The sequence below is a fragment of the Halostagnicola bangensis genome (assembly GCF_054653435.1).
Map to the genome: position 1 here is coordinate 2,030,198 of NZ_BAAIGG010000002.1, position 16,360 is coordinate 2,046,557.

Annotated in this window: 13 protein-coding genes; 4 read left to right on the plus strand and 9 right to left on the minus strand. The window is 63.3% G+C overall.

Features of this window, described 5'->3' with window-relative positions:
• Positions 1-133 precede the first annotated feature (133 nt).
• Positions 134-1,624, plus strand: a complete 1,491-nt coding sequence (locus ACYQ14_RS11840) for a sulfatase family protein (protein WP_459888429.1) — start codon at positions 134-136, stop codon at positions 1,622-1,624.
• A 31-nt stretch (positions 1,625-1,655) separates the two neighbouring features.
• On the opposite strand, the gene ACYQ14_RS11845 is transcribed toward ACYQ14_RS11840, so the two are convergent.
• Complete coding sequence (locus tag ACYQ14_RS11845) at positions 1,656-1,901, minus strand: DUF7385 family protein (protein ID WP_283835872.1); 246 nt, start codon at positions 1,899-1,901, stop codon at positions 1,656-1,658.
• Between the two features lie 238 nt (positions 1,902-2,139).
• Between ACYQ14_RS11845 and ACYQ14_RS11850 the strand changes: the two genes are divergently transcribed.
• On the plus strand, positions 2,140-2,952 hold the full coding sequence (locus ACYQ14_RS11850; RefSeq protein ID WP_459888431.1) for a CheR family methyltransferase: 813 nt from the start codon (positions 2,140-2,142) through the stop codon (positions 2,950-2,952).
• 6 nt (positions 2,953-2,958) lie between these two features.
• On the opposite strand, the gene ACYQ14_RS11855 is transcribed toward ACYQ14_RS11850, so the two are convergent.
• The 8 genes from ACYQ14_RS11855 to ACYQ14_RS11890 all read right to left on the minus strand — a co-directional run bounded on the left by ACYQ14_RS11855 (position 2,959) and on the right by ACYQ14_RS11890 (position 14,030).
• Positions 2,959-3,999: a proline racemase family protein gene (locus tag ACYQ14_RS11855; RefSeq protein WP_459888434.1), complete on the minus strand. Its 1,041-nt coding sequence runs from the start codon at positions 3,997-3,999 to the stop codon at positions 2,959-2,961.
• 66 nt (positions 4,000-4,065) lie between these two features.
• A complete protein-coding gene (locus ACYQ14_RS11860; RefSeq protein WP_459888436.1) occupies positions 4,066-4,383 on the minus strand; it encodes a DUF8026 family protein in 318 nt (105 codons plus the stop codon).
• Positions 4,383-5,843 carry a sodium-dependent transporter gene (locus tag ACYQ14_RS11865; protein ID WP_459888439.1) on the minus strand — a complete coding sequence of 487 codons (1,461 nt, stop codon included), beginning with the start codon at positions 5,841-5,843 and terminating at the stop codon, positions 4,383-4,385. Before ACYQ14_RS11865 ends, ACYQ14_RS11860 begins: the two co-directional genes overlap by 1 nt.
• Positions 5,844-5,958: 115 nt before the next feature.
• Positions 5,959-8,211: a DNA mismatch repair endonuclease MutL gene (gene mutL, locus ACYQ14_RS11870; RefSeq protein ID WP_459888442.1), complete on the minus strand. Its 2,253-nt coding sequence runs from the start codon at positions 8,209-8,211 to the stop codon at positions 5,959-5,961.
• Positions 8,204-10,993 carry a DNA mismatch repair protein MutS gene (gene mutS, locus ACYQ14_RS11875; protein ID WP_459888445.1) on the minus strand — a complete coding sequence of 930 codons (2,790 nt, stop codon included), beginning with the start codon at positions 10,991-10,993 and terminating at the stop codon, positions 8,204-8,206. Before mutS ends, mutL begins: the two co-directional genes overlap by 8 nt.
• A 102-nt stretch (positions 10,994-11,095) precedes the next feature.
• Positions 11,096-11,425 (minus strand): tRNA-binding protein, encoded by a 330-nt coding sequence (locus tag ACYQ14_RS11880; protein ID WP_283835883.1) that lies wholly within the window; start codon positions 11,423-11,425, stop codon positions 11,096-11,098.
• A gap of 115 nt (positions 11,426-11,540) precedes the next feature.
• Positions 11,541-12,887, minus strand: a complete 1,347-nt coding sequence (gene thiD, locus ACYQ14_RS11885) for a bifunctional hydroxymethylpyrimidine kinase/phosphomethylpyrimidine kinase (protein WP_459888447.1) — start codon at positions 12,885-12,887, stop codon at positions 11,541-11,543.
• 81 nt (positions 12,888-12,968) lie between these two features.
• Positions 12,969-14,030 carry a HypE family hydrogenase expression/formation protein gene (locus ACYQ14_RS11890; protein WP_459888450.1) on the minus strand — a complete coding sequence of 354 codons (1,062 nt, stop codon included), beginning with the start codon at positions 14,028-14,030 and terminating at the stop codon, positions 12,969-12,971.
• Positions 14,031-14,181: 151 nt separating this feature from the next.
• Between ACYQ14_RS11890 and ACYQ14_RS11895 the strand changes: the two genes are divergently transcribed.
• Both ACYQ14_RS11895 and ACYQ14_RS11900 read left to right on the plus strand, forming a co-directional pair.
• On the plus strand, positions 14,182-15,009 hold the full coding sequence (locus tag ACYQ14_RS11895; RefSeq protein ID WP_459888452.1) for a hypothetical protein: 828 nt from the start codon (positions 14,182-14,184) through the stop codon (positions 15,007-15,009).
• Positions 15,010-15,234: 225 nt separating this feature from the next.
• Positions 15,235-16,347: a putative sulfate/molybdate transporter gene (locus ACYQ14_RS11900; RefSeq protein WP_459888454.1), complete on the plus strand. Its 1,113-nt coding sequence runs from the start codon at positions 15,235-15,237 to the stop codon at positions 16,345-16,347.
• Positions 16,348-16,360: the final 13 nt, after the last annotated feature.

Genomic DNA, 16,360 nt, shown 5'->3' on the forward strand with positions numbered 1-16,360 from the left:
CCGTCTCTGGTTCGTCGGAACGTGTGGTTTGTCGGAACGTGTCTTGCCCGACTCCCAGTTCCCCTCTCAGTTGAGTTGTGCCCACTTCCATACTGGTGCAAGCGTTAACTGACCGAGCGGTGTAGCCGACCCGATGGCCGACTCACCGCCGAACGTCTTGCTCGTGCTCACAGATCAGGAGCGCTACGACTGTAGCGCCCCCGACGGCCCGCCGGTCGAGACCCCGACGATAGACAGCCTCTCGAGCGAGGGGATGCGATTTGATCGGGCGTTCACCCCGATCAGCATCTGCTCGAGCGCTCGCGCCTCGCTTCTGACCGGGCTGTTTCCACACGGCCACGGCATGCTCAACAACTGCCACGAGGACGATGCGATCCAGCCGAATCTCCCGCCGGAACTGACGACGTTCTCGGAACTGCTCGCGGAGTCGGGCTACGAGCTGACCTACACCGGAAAGTGGCACGTCGGCCGGGACCAGACCCCCGAGGACTTCGGCTTTTCCTATCTCGGTGGGAGCGACAAACACCACGACGACATCGACGACGCGTTTCGCGAGTACCGCGACGAACGCGGTGCACCCGTCGACGACGTCGACCTCGAGGAGGTGATCTACACCGGCGACGATCCGCGCGACGGGAGCGAAGGGACCTTCGTCGCCGCGAAGACGCCAGTCGACGTCGAGGAGACTCGAGCCTGGTTCCTCGCGGAGCGGACGATCGACGCGATCGAAGCCCACGCAGAGGGATATAGAGACTCCCCGTTCTTCCACCGAGCCGATTTCTACGGCCCGCACCATCCCTACGTCGTTCCCGAGCCCTACGCCTCGATGTACGATCCCGAGGAGATCGAGCCGTGGGAGACCTACGCCGAAACCTACGACGGGAAACCGCAGGTTCACGAGAACTACCTCGAGTATCGCGGCGTCGACGGCTTCGACTGGGAGCTCTGGGCCGAAGCGATCGCGAAGTACTGGGGCTTTGTCAGCCTGATCGACGACCAACTCGAGCGGATCCTCGAGGCCCTCGATCGAGCCGGTCTCGCCGAGGAGACGGTCGTCGTCCACGCCTCGGATCACGGCGACTTCACGGGCTCGCACCGGCAGTTCAACAAGGGGCCGCTGATGTACGACGACACGTACAGGATTCCGTTGCAGGTTCGCTGGCCGGGCGTGGTCGGGCCGGGATCGGTCTGTGAGACTCCGATCCACCTCCACGACCTGGCGGCGACGTTCCTCGAGATCGGCGACGTTTCGGTTCCGGACTCGTTCGACGCTCGGAGTCTCGTACCGTTGCTCGAGGGCGGTGACGGAGCGGTTGCAAGCGACGAAGGCCAGGGCACGGATAGCCCGCTGGACTGGCCGGACTCGACGTTCGCACAGTATCACGGCGACGAGTTCGGGCTATACACCCAGCGAATGGTCAGGACGGAACGCTACAAGTACGTCTACAACGGCCCCGACGTGAACGAACTGTATGACCTCGAGGCAGACCCAGCCGAACTTCACAACCTGATCGACCATCCAGATTACGAGCGCGTTCGAGCGGAGATGGCCGAACGGTTACTCGAGTGGATGGAGGCGACGGCGGATCCGAACCGAGCGTGGGTGCCACAGACGTTCAAATAGCTGGTCGTCGGGAAATAGCAGTTCCGTGTACTCAGTGCGACAAAAGAAGCAGTTTCTCTTCCGTTCGAGCGAGACAGAACGGCTTTTCCGGGGGGCTGTCGAACGATGCCGTCGCGTTCTCCGTGACGAACAACCGGTCGAACGGCTGGCCACACGACGGACAGCCGAGTTCTTCCCGGTTCTCGAGCACCCGCGTGTCTCCGTTATCGTTCAAGAGTTTCAGTTTCGTTCGGTAGTCGTGAATGCTGAATCCAGCAGTGATATCGATCCGTCCCATTTCAGTTAGTGTATACTCTTTCCAGAGCCCATTTCAACTTCACTGCCTCTGACAACTATTTGACGATTATAGTATTTTCGGCTGATATTTGTGTCATGCTATTACCCTTCTCTTGAGACTGTCTCCCCGTCACGTCTCTGATTTCGCGACGAAAACATCTAAAAAACATAACTTCAACTTGCCGGTACGTATAAGACCGGTGATTACATGTGTCGATATATCTCGGACCGCGTACGCTATGAGCACATCAGATACTATTCAGCCGATTCTCGAGTTCGTTGAGGAGGAACTCTCCTTTGCGACGAGTTACTACAACGAACGATATCTCGATCGTCGCGTTTCGTCTCGAATGCGTCGAACGGACTCCGAATCGTACAGAGATTATTTCAGCCTGTTGAAACGTGATGAAACCGAACAGGAGGAACTCCTCGACGCGCTGAGCATCAACGTTACCGGGTTCTTCAGGAATCCCAGCGTTTGGGAGGGAATTCAGACCCTGCTCCGGAAATTGACCGACGAACAGTCCCGCGTCCGCATCTGGAGTGCGGCGTGTGCGGACGGCCGCGAGCCGTATTCGCTGTCGATGCTCGCCCACAGCGATCGCAAGATCGACGAATCGCGAATCAGTATCCTCGCGACCGACATCAGCGACGACGCACTCGAGACCGCACGGGGCGGCGTTTATCAGGACCTACAGACGGACGACGTCTCGAGCCAACTGGACTTTCTCGAACGCCCGAATCGCTACATTACGAAAGGCGACGGGCATATCGAAGTCGCGGATACGATTCAAGAACCGGTCGAGTTCGAGCGCCACGACCTGATCAACGGCCGCTCGAAGTCCGGTTTCGATATGGCCGTCTGTCGGAACATCCTCATCTACATCAACGACGAACACAAGACCCCGATTTTCGAGACTATCCGCGACTCGCTCGAGGAGGGCGGCTATATGGTGATCGGGAAATCGGAGACGATCCCCCTCGGTATGCGCCGGGAGTTCGATTCGGTGAACGCGGGAGATAAGACCTATCAGTACCCCGCTGTTGAGTGATCTCGCCTACAGCGTATCCGTTCCGGTACCGTCCGCCGATCCGGTCAACGAAAAGCCCGTCACGGCGTCTTCGGGATCTTTTAGGAACGTGTGGCGTCCGGTAATGTGTGCAGAGCCTCTGATTTCGGGGGTCGTAACCGTAATCCCGTCCCGTTTCTCGGCCTCGAGCAACCGCCCCGTAAATCGGGTTCCGATGACGCTTTCGTACGCGTACGGTTCCTCGACCGCGAGGGCCCCTTCCCGATGGAGGAGCGTCATCTTCGCGCAGGTACCCGTCCCGCAGGGGGACCGGTCGACCTGTCCGTCGCCGAAGACGACGACGTTCCGATCAGCATCGCCGTCTCCGCCGCGTTCGTAGAACTCGACGAGTGAGACGGGTTGGTGCTCGCCCGTGAACGGATGGACGACGTCGAGTCGGTCGTTGATCGCTCGCCGGATCTCGAGACCGTCCTCGACGAAGGCCTCGACCCGTTCGGGTTCGATCGCTCGCTCGAGGGCCGCGGCGTCGACGAGCGCGAAGACGTTTCCGGCGAAGACGATGTCGACGGGCACGGATCGGGCCGACTCGCCGGTCTCGAGCGACACCGTAAGCGCGTCGTAGACGAACGATTCGACGTTTCTGATCGCGACCGATTCGACTCGGCCCGTCTCGTCGACGGTGGGGTGGGTCCGTACGAGTCCGGCCGGCGTTTCCACGGTGATCGTCTCCCGGGCCTCGAGCTGGCCAGTCTCTAAAAGCGCCGTGACGGCACCGATCGTTCCGTGACCGCACATCTCGAGGTAGCCGCCGGTGTCCATGAAGAACAGTCCGAGGTTGGCTTCCTCGGCGGTCGGTTCGACGGGGACCGCCCCGAACATGTCGTCGTGGCCGCGCGGTTCACAGAGGACGAGTTCTCGGAGCCAGTCCTGTCCGTCGGCGAACCGGCGACATTTCTCCGCGACGGTCCCGCCGCGGAGCTGTGATCGATTCGTTCCGCTCGTGATGATTCGCGTCGGCTCTCCGGCTGTGTGCGTGTCGAGCGTTTCGATAAGCGTCTCAGTGTGCATTGTATTGCGTTTGTAATCGTGATTCGGGGCCTGCAAAGCCCGTCTCCAGCGTTCTCGCTCGAGGGGTTAGAGCCGCTCGAGTGACTCGATCTCCCGGTCGCTCCAGTTGTAGAAGTGTTGATCTGTCGTCTCGAGGGTGTCGACGCACTCGTTGTACTGCGCCCTGGCTTCCGCCGCCAACGGGTCGTTCGGATTCTGTTCGATCCAGTCGCGCAGTTCCGCGAGCGCTTTCGGCGAGTAGGTGTCGAGTCGGTCCTGTTGCTCAAGCATCTCGACCTTGCGACTCTCCTGGCGGAGCGTTCGGGTGAGCGCCCAGATAGCGACTCCCCAGAACGCGAGCAGGGTGAACGCGAGCATGCCGAGGACGCCGGGAGTGAGCGGCATTAGTCGTCACCTCCGGTGACCTCGGCGGTATCAGTTTCGGTCGCCGTGCGATCGACTACTGACATGATCCCGTAGCCGATGATCGGGAACAGGATGATGACCAGCATGCCGCCGATCATCTCCGGGGTCCCGAACTCGTCGACCGCGAAGTAGCCCATGATGAAGATCATGACGATCGGGATCACGTACTTGATGACGGGATCCCACCACTTGCCGACATAGATACCGGCGTTCTTGTTTACCGCGAGGACGCGCAGCCGCTCCGGCCCCATCACCCAGCCGATGACGAGGATGATCGCGAGCGTCGCCAGCGGCAGTCCCCAGCTCCCGAAGATGAAGTCCGCAAAGTCGAGGAAGTCGGCCGAGAACGCACTCGGTAGCCCGATGAGCCAGATGAGCCCGCAGATACCGAGTACGGTTTGGGTCCGGTCGAACCGCGTTTCCTCGGCGACCGTCGTGACGCTGACCTCGGTGATCAACAGCCCCGAGGTGAACGTCGCGATGAAAAAGCCGACGAAAAACAAGATTGCGAGGATCCCACCCAGCGGAATCTCGGGGAACACCTGCACGAGCGAGACGAACGCGAGTCCCGCGCCCGCGTCGGGTTCGACGCCGACCGCGAAGACGACCGGGAAGATCGCGAGCGCCGCCAGGATCCCGATGCTCGATTCGCCGATCGCCGTGAAGACGCCGCCTCCGAGCGGAACGTCGTCGTACTCGCGAAGATAGCTCCCGACTGTCAGGGCGATACCCCACCCCAGGCCCGTCGAGAACAGCGCCTGGCCGAGGGCCTCGATCCAGGTGCTACTGTAGGTGAGATACGCCCAGTCGATGCCGAAGGTGAACGCGATCCCCTCGCTCGCACCGTCCAAGGTCAGCCCGTAACCCGTCATGATGACCAGCGAGACCACGAGTGCGGGGACCGCGTAGACGACGATTCGCTCGACGCCCCTTCGGATCCCGAGGATGAGGATCCCGGCGACGCTCGCCATCACGAGCGTGTGGAGCCCGATCATGAGCCCCGAATTCGCAAAGAAGGCCTCCATGAACGGTTCGGCCTCGAACCCGCTCGAGGTGAACGTAAACAGCAGCGAATGTGCCGCGTAGTACAGCGTCCATCCGATCAGCGGCGAGTAATAGGACATCAGCGCGATGTTCACCAGGAGGACGACGACGCCCAGCCCGACCATCCCGCCGGGCCCGAGAACGTCGCGAAACGCGCCGATAACGCCCTTGTTCGTGTACCGTCCCAGCGCGACTTCGGCCATGAGCCCGGGTACCGCCAGCAGGAACAGCAGTACCAGAAACGCCAGGACGAACGCGCCGCCGCCGTTGTCGCCCATCACGTACGGAAACCGCCAGACGTTGCCGGCACCGACCATCGCCCCGACCATCGCCATCAAGAAACCGAACCGAGTCCCCCATTCCTCTCGAGCAGTTTTCGCCTCACTTTCTGCCATGTTTGACACTAGCTACCATAATACTTGCAAACGGGTTATACGTGGTGTTCCCATGGTCGGGTCACGCCGAGTTCACCCGCCGATATGGCGCGCTGTTAGTTACTATCGGCAGCTGTTATCCGCCATGGCCCGGATAATCCCGCTCGAACCGATCCTCGATCTCTCCCTCGTCGAACTGGATGACGACCGGCCGGCCGTGCGGACAGGAATATGGATTCTCACAGGAATCGAGCGCCTCGAGCAGGTCGACGACCGACCCCTCGGTAAGCGACGTGTTGCCTGTGATCGAGGGGTAACACGCCAGATCGCCGAGGAACTCGTCGGCCAGCGCGTCGACCGTCTCGGAGCCGGCCTCGCGGTCGCCGGCGATGAACGACGCGAGCACGTCTCGCAATCGGCTCGGCTCGAGCGTTTTCTCGAGCACCGCGGGGACGGTCGTTACGGCTACTGTCCGGTCGTCGACCCGGTCGGCGTAGAACCCGAGTCGCGAAAGCGCCTCGCGGTAGTGTTCGAACGCCTCGGCTTCGGCGGCCGTTAACTCGAGTTCGACCGGCGAGGCGAGCGCCTGCGCGGCGGGGTCGGCGGCGAAGGCTTCCTGGAGTCGTTCGTAATTTACGCGTTCGTCCGCGGCGTGTTGATCGATCAGCGCGAGGCCGTCGGGCGTTTCACAGACGAGGTACGTGTCCTGTATCTGCCCGAGGACGCGAAGGCTGGGCAGGGAGTCAAACGATGTCGCTTCGCCGGTCGCCACCTCGCCCGCGAGCGTTCGCTGGTCGGTGTCACCGGAGAACTTGCGACCGGACTCGAGGGCGGCTTCGCGTTTGGACCCCCCTGATTCGGATCGATCCGGTGGGGACGACTCTGCCGAACCCAACTCGGCTTGACCCGTTTTTCCGGGAGACTCGCCGCCCGTCGGGGACTCCGGATTCGTCGTCTCGGCCTCCGTTCGTTCAGCTGAGTGCTCCGATTCTACCGCGGTAGTCTCCGTTTCCGAGGATCGGTCGTCCGGGTTTGACGTCGCCGGCCGTTCGCCGTCGTGGGTCGCCGGCCTCGTCTTCTTAGTTTCGGCTCCCGCGTCCGTCTCCGCGTTTGCCTTTCGATCCGTTCGCGTTTTCGGCGCTCGAGTCGTCTCGCCCGTCTCCGACTCGGCCTCTCGGCTCGACTCGGCTCCCTCGTCCGGTTCGTCAACCTGGCCCGATTCGACTTCCCGGTTCGATCCGGCGCTCGCCTCCTCGAGTTCCCCGTCACGACCGGAGCGATCCGGCTCGATTTGGGCTTCTCGTGGCGCGGATCGACCTCGAGGAGCGCTCGAACGGAGCAGTCCGTGCTCCAAGAGTGCAGATTCGACCGCTGAATCGACCGCCCGGCGCACGGCGTCGTCGTCGTCGAAGCGCACCTCGCGCTTGCGCGGGTGGACGTTCACGTCCACGGCCTCGCCCGGCACCTCGAGAAAGAGGACGACGAACGGGTAGCGATCGCTCCCGAGTTGGGTCCCGTAGGCACCCATGATCCCCTCACGGATCGCATCGGAGGTGACCGCCCGGCCGTTGACGTACGTCGCGAGATAGTCTCGGCTCGAGCGGTTGGTTTCGGGGTGGGAAACGAGACCCGTGACGGACTCGAGCGGGCCGACTGGGAGTTCGTCACCGTCGGCCTCGACAGGGAGCATCGCTTTGGCGACCTCGCGGCCGTAGACCGAGAGGACGGCCTCCTGAAGGTCGCTCGTTCCCGTCGTCGCGAACACCTCGCGGTCGTCGTGGGTCAGCGAGACCGCGACGTCGGGATTGGCCAGCGCGTAGCGGGTGACGACGCGGTTGACGTGGGCGAACTCCGTCGCCGTCGTCTTCAGGAACTTTCGGCGGGCGGGCGTGTTGTAGAACAGATCCGCAACCTCGACGGCGGTTCCCTCCGGACAGCCCGTCGGCTCGACAGTCGTCACCTCTCCGCCCTCGTAGACGAGTTTCGTGCCCGTCGCGGCCGACGCTCCCTGTTTGGCTCCGTCGCCGTCGGCTCGAGGCCGAGTCTCGACGGTTAGCCGCGAAACGGAGCCGATCGTGTGCAACGCTTCGCCGCGAAAGCCGAGCGTGGCGACGCCTTTCTCGAGATCCTCGAGTCCCTCGATCTTGCTGGTCGTGTGCTGACGGATCGCCGCGCGAACGGCATCCTCGGTCATGCCGTAGCCGTCGTCGGCGACTCGAATCAGTTCCGTCCCGCCGTCCTCGACCGTAATGTCGATTCTCGAGGCGTCGGCGTCGAGGCTGTTCTCGAGAAGCTCCTTGACCGCGCTGGCTGGCCGCTCGACGACTTCGCCGGCGGCGATGCGGGCGACGGTGTCCTCGTCGAGTTCGCGGATTTCGTGGTCACTCATCCTCGAGCCTCCGTTGCCACTCCTGGACCTTCGTGATCAGTTCGACCGGTGGCGTCTCGTTCACGTCGACGTCCTCGAGGTCCTCGAGCACCTCGACTGTTTCGGGCTTGAGGCCGGCGCTCGCCTCGGCTTCGGAATCGGCGACGGATTCCGCGTCAGCGGCGGACGCTTCGCCAGTGTCAGCTGTGGTGTCAGTTGCCGATTCTGTACCGAGACTGGCCTGCGTACCCGCCCCCGACGCAGCTCCGCCGTCGGTCGTCGCCGCCCGCTCCATCGTGCCACTCGAGAGGTCGAAGACCGCTTGAACCGGTTCCGAGGTGCCGTCGCCCTTCGCTTCGATGGCTTTCTCCTCGCGAAGCCGCTCTAAGACGTCCTGTGCTCGATCGACGACCGGGCCGGGAACCCCGGCGAGGTCGGCGACGTGGATTCCATAGGAGCGATCCGTCGGCCCGTCCCGAACCGTCCGCAGGAAGGTCACGTCGCCGTCGCGTTCGTCCGCCGCGATATGGACGTTCGCGACGCGCGGCAAGTGCTCTGCTAACCCCGTCAGTTCGTGATAGTGGGTTGCAAAGAGGGTCTTCGCTCGAATCTCGTTGTGGAGGTACTCGGTCGCCGACCACGCGATCGAGATGCCGTCGTAGGTCGCCGTTCCGCGGCCCACCTCGTCTAAAATCACCAGCGATTCGTCGGTCGCGGTGTGGAGGATGTTCGAGAGCTCGCTCATCTCGACCATGAACGTCGAGCGGCCCTGAGCCAGTTCGTCGAGCGCCCCGACCCGGGTGAAGATGCCGTCGACGAGGCCGATTTCGGCCTCTCGAGCGGGCACGAAGCTCCCGACCTGTGCGAGCAAGACGATACAGGCGACCTGACGCATGTACGTCGATTTCCCGGACATGTTCGGCCCGGTGACGACCAGAAAGCCCCGGTCGTCGGTCATCCACACGTCGTTGGGGACGAACTCCGTCGTCTGCTCGACGACGGGGTGGCGTCCCTGATCGATGTCGAGGTCGTCGCCTTGGTGGAGGTCGGGTTGTACCCAGCCGTTCGCCGCGGCGTGGCTCGCCAGACTCGAGAGCGCGTCGACGGTTGCGAGCGCTCGTCCGACGTCCTGCAAAAGCGCCGCCTCCGCGGCGACGTCCTCGCGAAGCTCCTCGAAGAGTTCGTACTCGAGGTCGCCCCGCTGTTCCTCGAGCCTGAGTATTTCGCGTTCTTTCTCTTCGAGTTCGGGCGTCGTGAACCGCTTGGAGTTCTTCAGCGTCTTGATCTGCTCGTAGTGATCCGGCACCTGATCCGCGACGGAACGGCCGACCTGGATGTAGTAGCCGTCGGTCTTGTTTCGATCGACGATGACGTGGCTCAACCCGTGCTCTCGCTTCTCGCGGTCGGCGAGGTTCTCGAGCCACCGCTTGACTTTCTCGTGGCGGTCGATCACCTCGTCTAATTCCTCGTGGTAGCCACGCTGGAGCAAGCCGCCCTGGGTGACCGTTGACGGCGGTTCCTCGGCGAGTGCATCGGCGAGCATCTCCCGGAGGTCGGCGACGGCCGCGCGATCCGGCCGATCAACGATCGACGAAAGCGGTGAGCCGGCCAGTTCCTCGTTCGAGGCGATCACGTCCGCGATCCGCGGGAGAACTGCGAGGGTCTTTCGGACCGCGACCAGATCCTGCGCATCGGCGCTTCCGTGGGTCGATTTCGAGGCCAGGCGCTCTAAGTCGTAGGCCTCCCCGAGCACGTCCCGGAGTTCGTCGCGGGCCAGTGCGGCCGAGGAGAGCGCGGCGACGCTCTCCTGGCGCTCCTCGAGAACGGAGAGCGATCGACGGGGCCGCTGGAGCCATTCTTTCAGGCGTCGTCCGCCGGCGCTCGTTTCGGTGTGGTCGATGGTCGCAAACAGCGAGCCCTCGCGCTCGCCCTGCATCGTCTCGGTTAACTCGAGATTCCGCTGAGTGGTTCCGTCGAGGGTCACGTGGTCGTCGCTATGATGGGTCGTGATCCGAGTCATCGACGCGAGCACGCCGGCTCCCGTCTCCTCGACGTAGGCGAGGATCGACCCCGCCGCCGAAATCGCAGGTTGGGGTGCGTCGAGTCCCTCGAGGGGTTCGCGCCCGAACTGCTCGCGAACGACGTGTTCGGCTCGCTTGGGCGCGAACGATTCGGTATCGTGGAGGGTCAGCGTCGCGTCGGTCCGGTCACGTATCTGCTGGAGGATCTCGTCGTCGTTGCGAACTGCGGGGCCCGGAAGCACTTCCACCGGATCGAATCGGTACAGTTCCGTCAGCGTTTCCGCAGCGTCTTCGGCACCCGCGACCAGGAATCGTCCTGTCGTCACGTCGGCGAAGGCCAGTCCGTACGTCGAGCCGTCGCTGCCGCTGGTGGTGCCAGCCGTGCTGGCCGACCCACCGCCGGAATCGCCCTTGAGGACGGCCGCCAGATACTGCGCGTCGGCGTCGGTCGTCTCGAGGAGCGTGCCGGGCGTCACGACGCGAACGATTTCGCGTGCGTGGCCGTCGTCGGTTTCGTACTGGTCGGCGACGGCGACGCGGTAGCCGCGCTCGACCAGCGCCTTGAGATACGGCGTGAGATCGTCGAGTGGAATACCCGCCATCGGGTACGACGACCCGTGGGAGGACTTCTGTGAAATCGTGAGGTCGAGTTCGTCAGCGACGAGTTCGGCGTCCTCGTCGAAGAACTCGTAGAAATCGCCACACTGCATCGCCAGCACCTCCGCGTCGGTCGTCTCCTTGAGCGAGAGAAACTCGCCGACGATACCCGTCGCCTCTGTCATACACGGGAAGTGTCCTTCCATCGCAAAAGACCTGCGGGTTCCGCGGCGGAAGTGGTCGCGGACGTTCGTGTGGGCGTATCGACTCTTCAGAAAACGACGTCTTCAGAACAACAGGCCCCCGAGCGGGACCTCCTCGTCGGGTTCGACGAGAACGGGAAACCCCTCTTCGTCCGGAACGCCGACGGTCAGCGCCTCGGATTTGAAGCCGGCGATCCGAACGCTTCCGAGGTTCGTCGCACAAAGAACCTGCCGCCCCTCGAGTTCGTCGGGCTCGTAATGGTGATCGAGCTGTCCGGCGGACTGAATTTCGCCGTCTCCGTCGCCGAGATCGATCCACAGTTTGGTCATCTTCGGCTTGTTCGCTTCCGGGAACGATTCGGCCTCGAGTATTTCGCCGACTCGAATGTCGACGTCGAACGGGCTTTCGACCATACGCGAGCGAACGGGGGCGGGAACAAAAACGTCAGCGGAACGTCCCGTTGGTGGTGGTCGACCGTCCCGCCCGCTTTCGCGGAACGCCCTCCCTATCGACGGGACAGTCGCCCCGCTAGTCGAGTTCCGAATAGAGCTCGAGGACACGATCGGCTACCGTCTCGGCCTCGACGGCGACTATATACGTCATCGCCTCTTTCCCGACGGCTCCGCGGTCGATAATCGCGGTCGGGTGGTCGCCGTCGCCATCGAAGAGCGTTTCGACGGCCGTCGGCGTCACCCACTCGTCGGTTTCGGACTCGGTATCGCGGGATAGTTCCGTGATCACCCATCCGAGTTCCTCGAGCGCTTGTTCGACCTCCTCGTTGAACCGGAGGTTACACGCAAACCGTAGGCTTGGACAGACCTCTCGAGCGTCGAGCAGGAATCGTGCGACGTTTTTCGAGGCGCCGAACCGAATCGCGCCGTTCGGACTGATCCCGCCCAGTGTTCGGGTGATTCGCCCTTCGACGGCCGCAGTCTCTTCGACGGCGTCCGCGTACGGCGTCGCACCGACGACATTGGTGCCGACTTCCGGCACGAGTGGCGAGATATCCGCTTCGACGATCCGCTCGACGGCAGTCCGTACCAACTCGGTCGTTGCCTCCATCGAGGCCCGATTTCGCTGTTCGACGCCGTGATTGACCGCGCCCGCACCCTGTCCGACATCGTAGTGGTACCGAACCGCGCGGGTGAGAAAGTCGGTCGCGCCGCTGACCGCGTCCTCGAGCGACTCTCCTTTCGCGAGGCGCGCGGTGATCGCCGCGGCGAGCGTACAGCCCGATCCGTGGGTTGCGTCGGTGTCGACGCGCGTGTGTTCGAACGTCGTGGATCCGTCGTCGGTGACGAGTACGTCGCTGATCGTTTCACCGGGGACGTGACCGCCCTTGATCAGGGCCGCGTCCGTTTCGAGCTCGAGGAGCGCCTCGCCGGCCTCGATTGCGCTATCCTCGTCTTCGACGGCAACGCCCGTCAGTACCTCCGCCTCGTCCGCATTTGGCGTGACGACCGCCGCCTCGCCGACGAGATCTTCGTACGCTCGTTCGGCTTCGGGCTCGAGCAACCGATCGCCCGACGTCGCGACCATGACGGGATCGACCACGAGCGGAAACGCGAACCCCTCGGCCGCCATCGCGACGGCCCGGACGATTTCCGTCGTCGCGAGCATTCCCGTCTTGGCCGCGCCGACGTTGAAGTCCCCTGTCACTGCCGAAAGCTGTCCTTCGACTTCCTCGAGCGGGAGCGGGTAGGAGCGTTCGACGCCGCGGCTGTGCTGGGACGTGACCGCGGTGATAGCGCTCGTGCCGTAGACCTCGTGGGCGGCCATCGTCGCGAGGTCGGCCTGGATGCCGGCACCGCCGCCGGAGTCGCTACCGGCGATCGTCAGGGCGACCGGTGGTGTGTCTGGTGCTGGCGTTCGCATACCTACGTGTATTTCTCCGTTATACAAATGGATAGTGGGCTGCGTCTTCCACTTTTGGTTGCCGCGTCGACTGTTGCGCTGTCACTCCTCGGCTAACTCGGCGTATGCCGCCCACGATGGGTCGACGTCCGGGTGCTCGAGGTTCTCGCCGTCGACGGAGACAGTTCCGCCTCGAGTATCGCGCTGTAGTGTCTCGGCTCTCTCCACATCTACAACTCGGCCGATTTCTGCGACGACCGTCTCTCGATCCTCGAGCGCCTCGCGAACGGCGTCGACGCCCGCCGGATCGACGGCGATGACGAGCGAGCCACAGCTCGTCGCGTGCCACGGGTCGATCTCGAGGGCGTCACAGACTTCCGCTACGCCCGGACACATTGGGACGGCCGCGCGATCGATCTCGAATCGAACGCTCCGCTCTCCCGCCCTCTCCGCGCCGTCGGCCATCTCGTTTAACGCCCCGGCGAGGCCGCCTTCGGTAACGTCGTGCATCGCCGTCACAGGGCCGGCCGCGGCGGCAGTGAGCGCGTCGCGGACGCAGTGGACGTCCTCGAGCCGTTCTCGCGCGTCCTCGAGCACGTCGTTCGGGAGTTCCATCTGATCGCCAAACAGCGTACTCAACAGGCCGACCGATTCGACGCCGGGACCGGTCGTGAGGAGGAGTTCGTCGCCGGCTCGAGCCCCGTCGGGGCGAACGATTTCGTCGTGGTCGCCGACCCCCATGGCGGTCGCCGCGCCGACCCACGGATGGGACGGGTCGGAGTAGCGAGCGGTGTGACCGGTGACGACGGAAACGCCCAGATCGACGCACTCGGCGTGAATCGTCTCCCAGACGGTTGCGAATTCCTCGTCACTCATCGATTCGGGAAGGGTAAAACAGATCGAGAGGTGCGACGGCGAAACGCCGCTGACGGCGACGTCCGCGAGCACCAGATCGAGCGCGAATCGGGCGGCGCGCTCGAGGCCGATCTGGGGAAGGATCGAGAGCGGGTCGGTTGCGGTGACCAGCGCTTTCCCGTCGATGTCGAGGACGCCGAAGTCGACCCCGTGTCGAGGGCCGATCGCGACATCGTCTCGCCGCGCGCCGAGGTTCGGGGCGACGTGGCACTCGAAGAACGTCCGGTCGATTTTTCCAAGGTCGCTCACGCGGGTTGCTTTCGGTGCGGGTCTCTTATCGGTGCTGATCGCCGAACAGCTTCGGCCGTCCCGAGACAGTAACGGTTCTGTGACAGTCATCTCTCGCGAAATGAATCGTGGGACAACGGTTTAGAAGCCGTGCGTTGAGCGTTCACGGAACGTGACACATTCAATTCGAAAAAGCGCGATTTTGGCCGTCGTACTGGTCGTTCTGATCGCCGGTTGCTCCGGCGCGATGCCCGGCGGAGACGATCCCGGAGACGAGGAGATCGAGCAGACGGAGATCCTCCAACAGGTCGAAGCCGTCGACACGTATCAGTACGAAATGACGCAAACGATCGAAACGCCAAACGGTGAGGAAACGGTCGTCTCGGAGGGAACGATCAACGAATCGGCGAACAGATCCCACGTGAGTTCGACCACCGCCAACCAACTGATTTCGGAGAACGAGACCATCGACGTCGAGGAATACATCATCGAGAACACGATGTACGCCTCGATCGACGGCGACTGGTTCGAGATGGACCTCGAGGGCGACGTCTGGGAGGAAAGCGCCCAGCTCGCGGCACAGACCGACTTCATCGAATCCGGTACGCTTACCGAAAACGGTACTGAGACGGTCAACGGCGTCGAAACGACCGTCGTCTCCGTTGAGGCGACCGACGAACTCAAAGAAGAACTCGAGAGCTCCCGGGACTTCCAGGCGACCGGAGCGACCGTCGAGGACGTCTCCTACGAGCTCTACGTCGACGAGGAGACGAACTACATCCACGGTATCGACGCCGACCTGACAATGACGTCCGGCGGTGAGACCATCACCTCGACGACGGAGATGATAATCTCCGAGCACAACGAACCGGTCGATATCCAGCTCCCCGAAGACGCCGAAACGGCGGAGGACGTCGAAGACGGCGAGGATATTGGGGATATAGAGGATGCCCAAGACATCGAAGACGCCAACGGTAGCGACGGTAACGAGTCAGCGTAGCGGTGGCGAATCAGTCGGATAGCAAAGACGAGTCACTGTCGGACAGAGATGCCTTCCAGACCACGTCTGGACCCTCGTCGGTTTCTCAGCGTCTCTCGTCACAGCGTGGTTAGGGACCTTCCAAACCGAGCAGAGTGGCAACTGATATCAGTTACGTTTGCTCGAGAAATAACGTCGCAGAGTTTCTGGCAAGAGTAAAAGGGACCGTCAGTCTAGTGGCTACAGATGGCGCATTCGTCACAGCACTCGACTCGAGAATCGCTCGAGTTTTCGACGAGCGAACTGACGGGTGCGCTAGGAGATTCGGTTACGGTTCTGCCCCTGATCGTGGCGCTCGCGGCGACGACATCGGTGTCGTTACCCCACGTTCTCGTCGGTTTCGGCGTGTTCCAGATTGTCTGGGGGCTGTACTACGGGATGCCGTTGTCCGTCGAGCCGATGAAAGCCCTGATCGGCCTGGCGATTGTCGGCACGCTTTCGTACCCGGAACTCGCCGCCGCGGGATTGCTCGCGGGAATCGTCTTACTCGTCGTCGGTCGACTCGGACTCGTCGGGAGGCTCCAAACCGTCGTTGGCGAGCCCGTCGTCCGCGGTATTCAGTTCGCCGTCGCCCTGCTCCTACTCGAGGCCGCTGTCGACCTCTCGATCGAAAGTCTTCCCGTCGCAGCCGCCGGCCTTGCAGTCGTCGTCGTTCTTACGCTCGTCGGATACCGCAAGCAGAGCGTGTTGGTCGTGCTCGGCCTCGGAGCCGTCGCCGCGGTCGCGTACGCGGGCCTTCCGACTCCTCGAGTGCCCGAGGCGATCCTCTTCCCGGCGGGAACACCCGCGTTCAGCGAGGCCGCGCTCGAGGGCACCGTTGCCCAAATCGGGATGACCGTCGGCAACGCGGCTATCGCGACCGCGTTGCTCTGTGGCGATCTCTACGACCGGGATATCTCCGCGGACAACCTTTCACAGAGCATGGGCGTCACCTGTCTCGCGGCGGTGCCGATCGGGGGCGTGCCGATGTGTCACGGAAGCGGCGGACTCGCCGGGAAGTACGCCTTCGGTGCTCGGACCGGCGGCGCGAACGTCCTGCTCGGTATCGGTTACCTCGCGCTGGCGCTCGTCGCGGCCGGAGCCTTACTCGCGGCCTTCCCGATGGCCTTGCTCGGCGTCCTACTAGTTGTGGTCGCGCTCGAGCTCGGTCGCGCCGCCTTCGATCCCGTCGATACGCGACAGTCACTCGCGCTCGTCGTGGGCGTCGGAGCCGTCGGCCTGCTCGTCAACGTCGGCGTCGCGTTCGTCCTCGGCACGGTCGTCTTCTGGGCGCTCGCGCGCCGAAAGCGCGGCGTCTAGGTTCGAGCGGCGG

Coding starts and splice junctions, on each gene's coding strand:
- ACYQ14_RS11840 (WP_459888429.1), top strand. CDS start 134: ATGGCCGACTCACCGCCGAACGTCTTGCTCGTGCTCACAGATCAGGAG.
- ACYQ14_RS11845 (WP_283835872.1), bottom strand. CDS start 1,901: ATGGGACGGATCGATATCACTGCTGGATTCAGCATTCACGACTACCGA.
- ACYQ14_RS11850 (WP_459888431.1), top strand. CDS start 2,140: ATGAGCACATCAGATACTATTCAGCCGATTCTCGAGTTCGTTGAGGAG.
- ACYQ14_RS11855 (WP_459888434.1), bottom strand. CDS start 3,999: ATGCACACTGAGACGCTTATCGAAACGCTCGACACGCACACAGCCGGA.
- ACYQ14_RS11860 (WP_459888436.1), bottom strand. CDS start 4,383: ATGCCGCTCACTCCCGGCGTCCTCGGCATGCTCGCGTTCACCCTGCTC.
- ACYQ14_RS11865 (WP_459888439.1), bottom strand. CDS start 5,843: ATGGCAGAAAGTGAGGCGAAAACTGCTCGAGAGGAATGGGGGACTCGG.
- mutL (WP_459888442.1), bottom strand. CDS start 8,211: ATGAGTGACCACGAAATCCGCGAACTCGACGAGGACACCGTCGCCCGC.
- mutS (WP_459888445.1), bottom strand. CDS start 10,993: ATGACAGAGGCGACGGGTATCGTCGGCGAGTTTCTCTCGCTCAAGGAG.
- ACYQ14_RS11880 (WP_283835883.1), bottom strand. CDS start 11,425: ATGGTCGAAAGCCCGTTCGACGTCGACATTCGAGTCGGCGAAATACTC.
- thiD (WP_459888447.1), bottom strand. CDS start 12,887: ATGCGAACGCCAGCACCAGACACACCACCGGTCGCCCTGACGATCGCC.
- ACYQ14_RS11900 (WP_459888454.1), top strand. CDS start 15,235: ATGGCGCATTCGTCACAGCACTCGACTCGAGAATCGCTCGAGTTTTCG.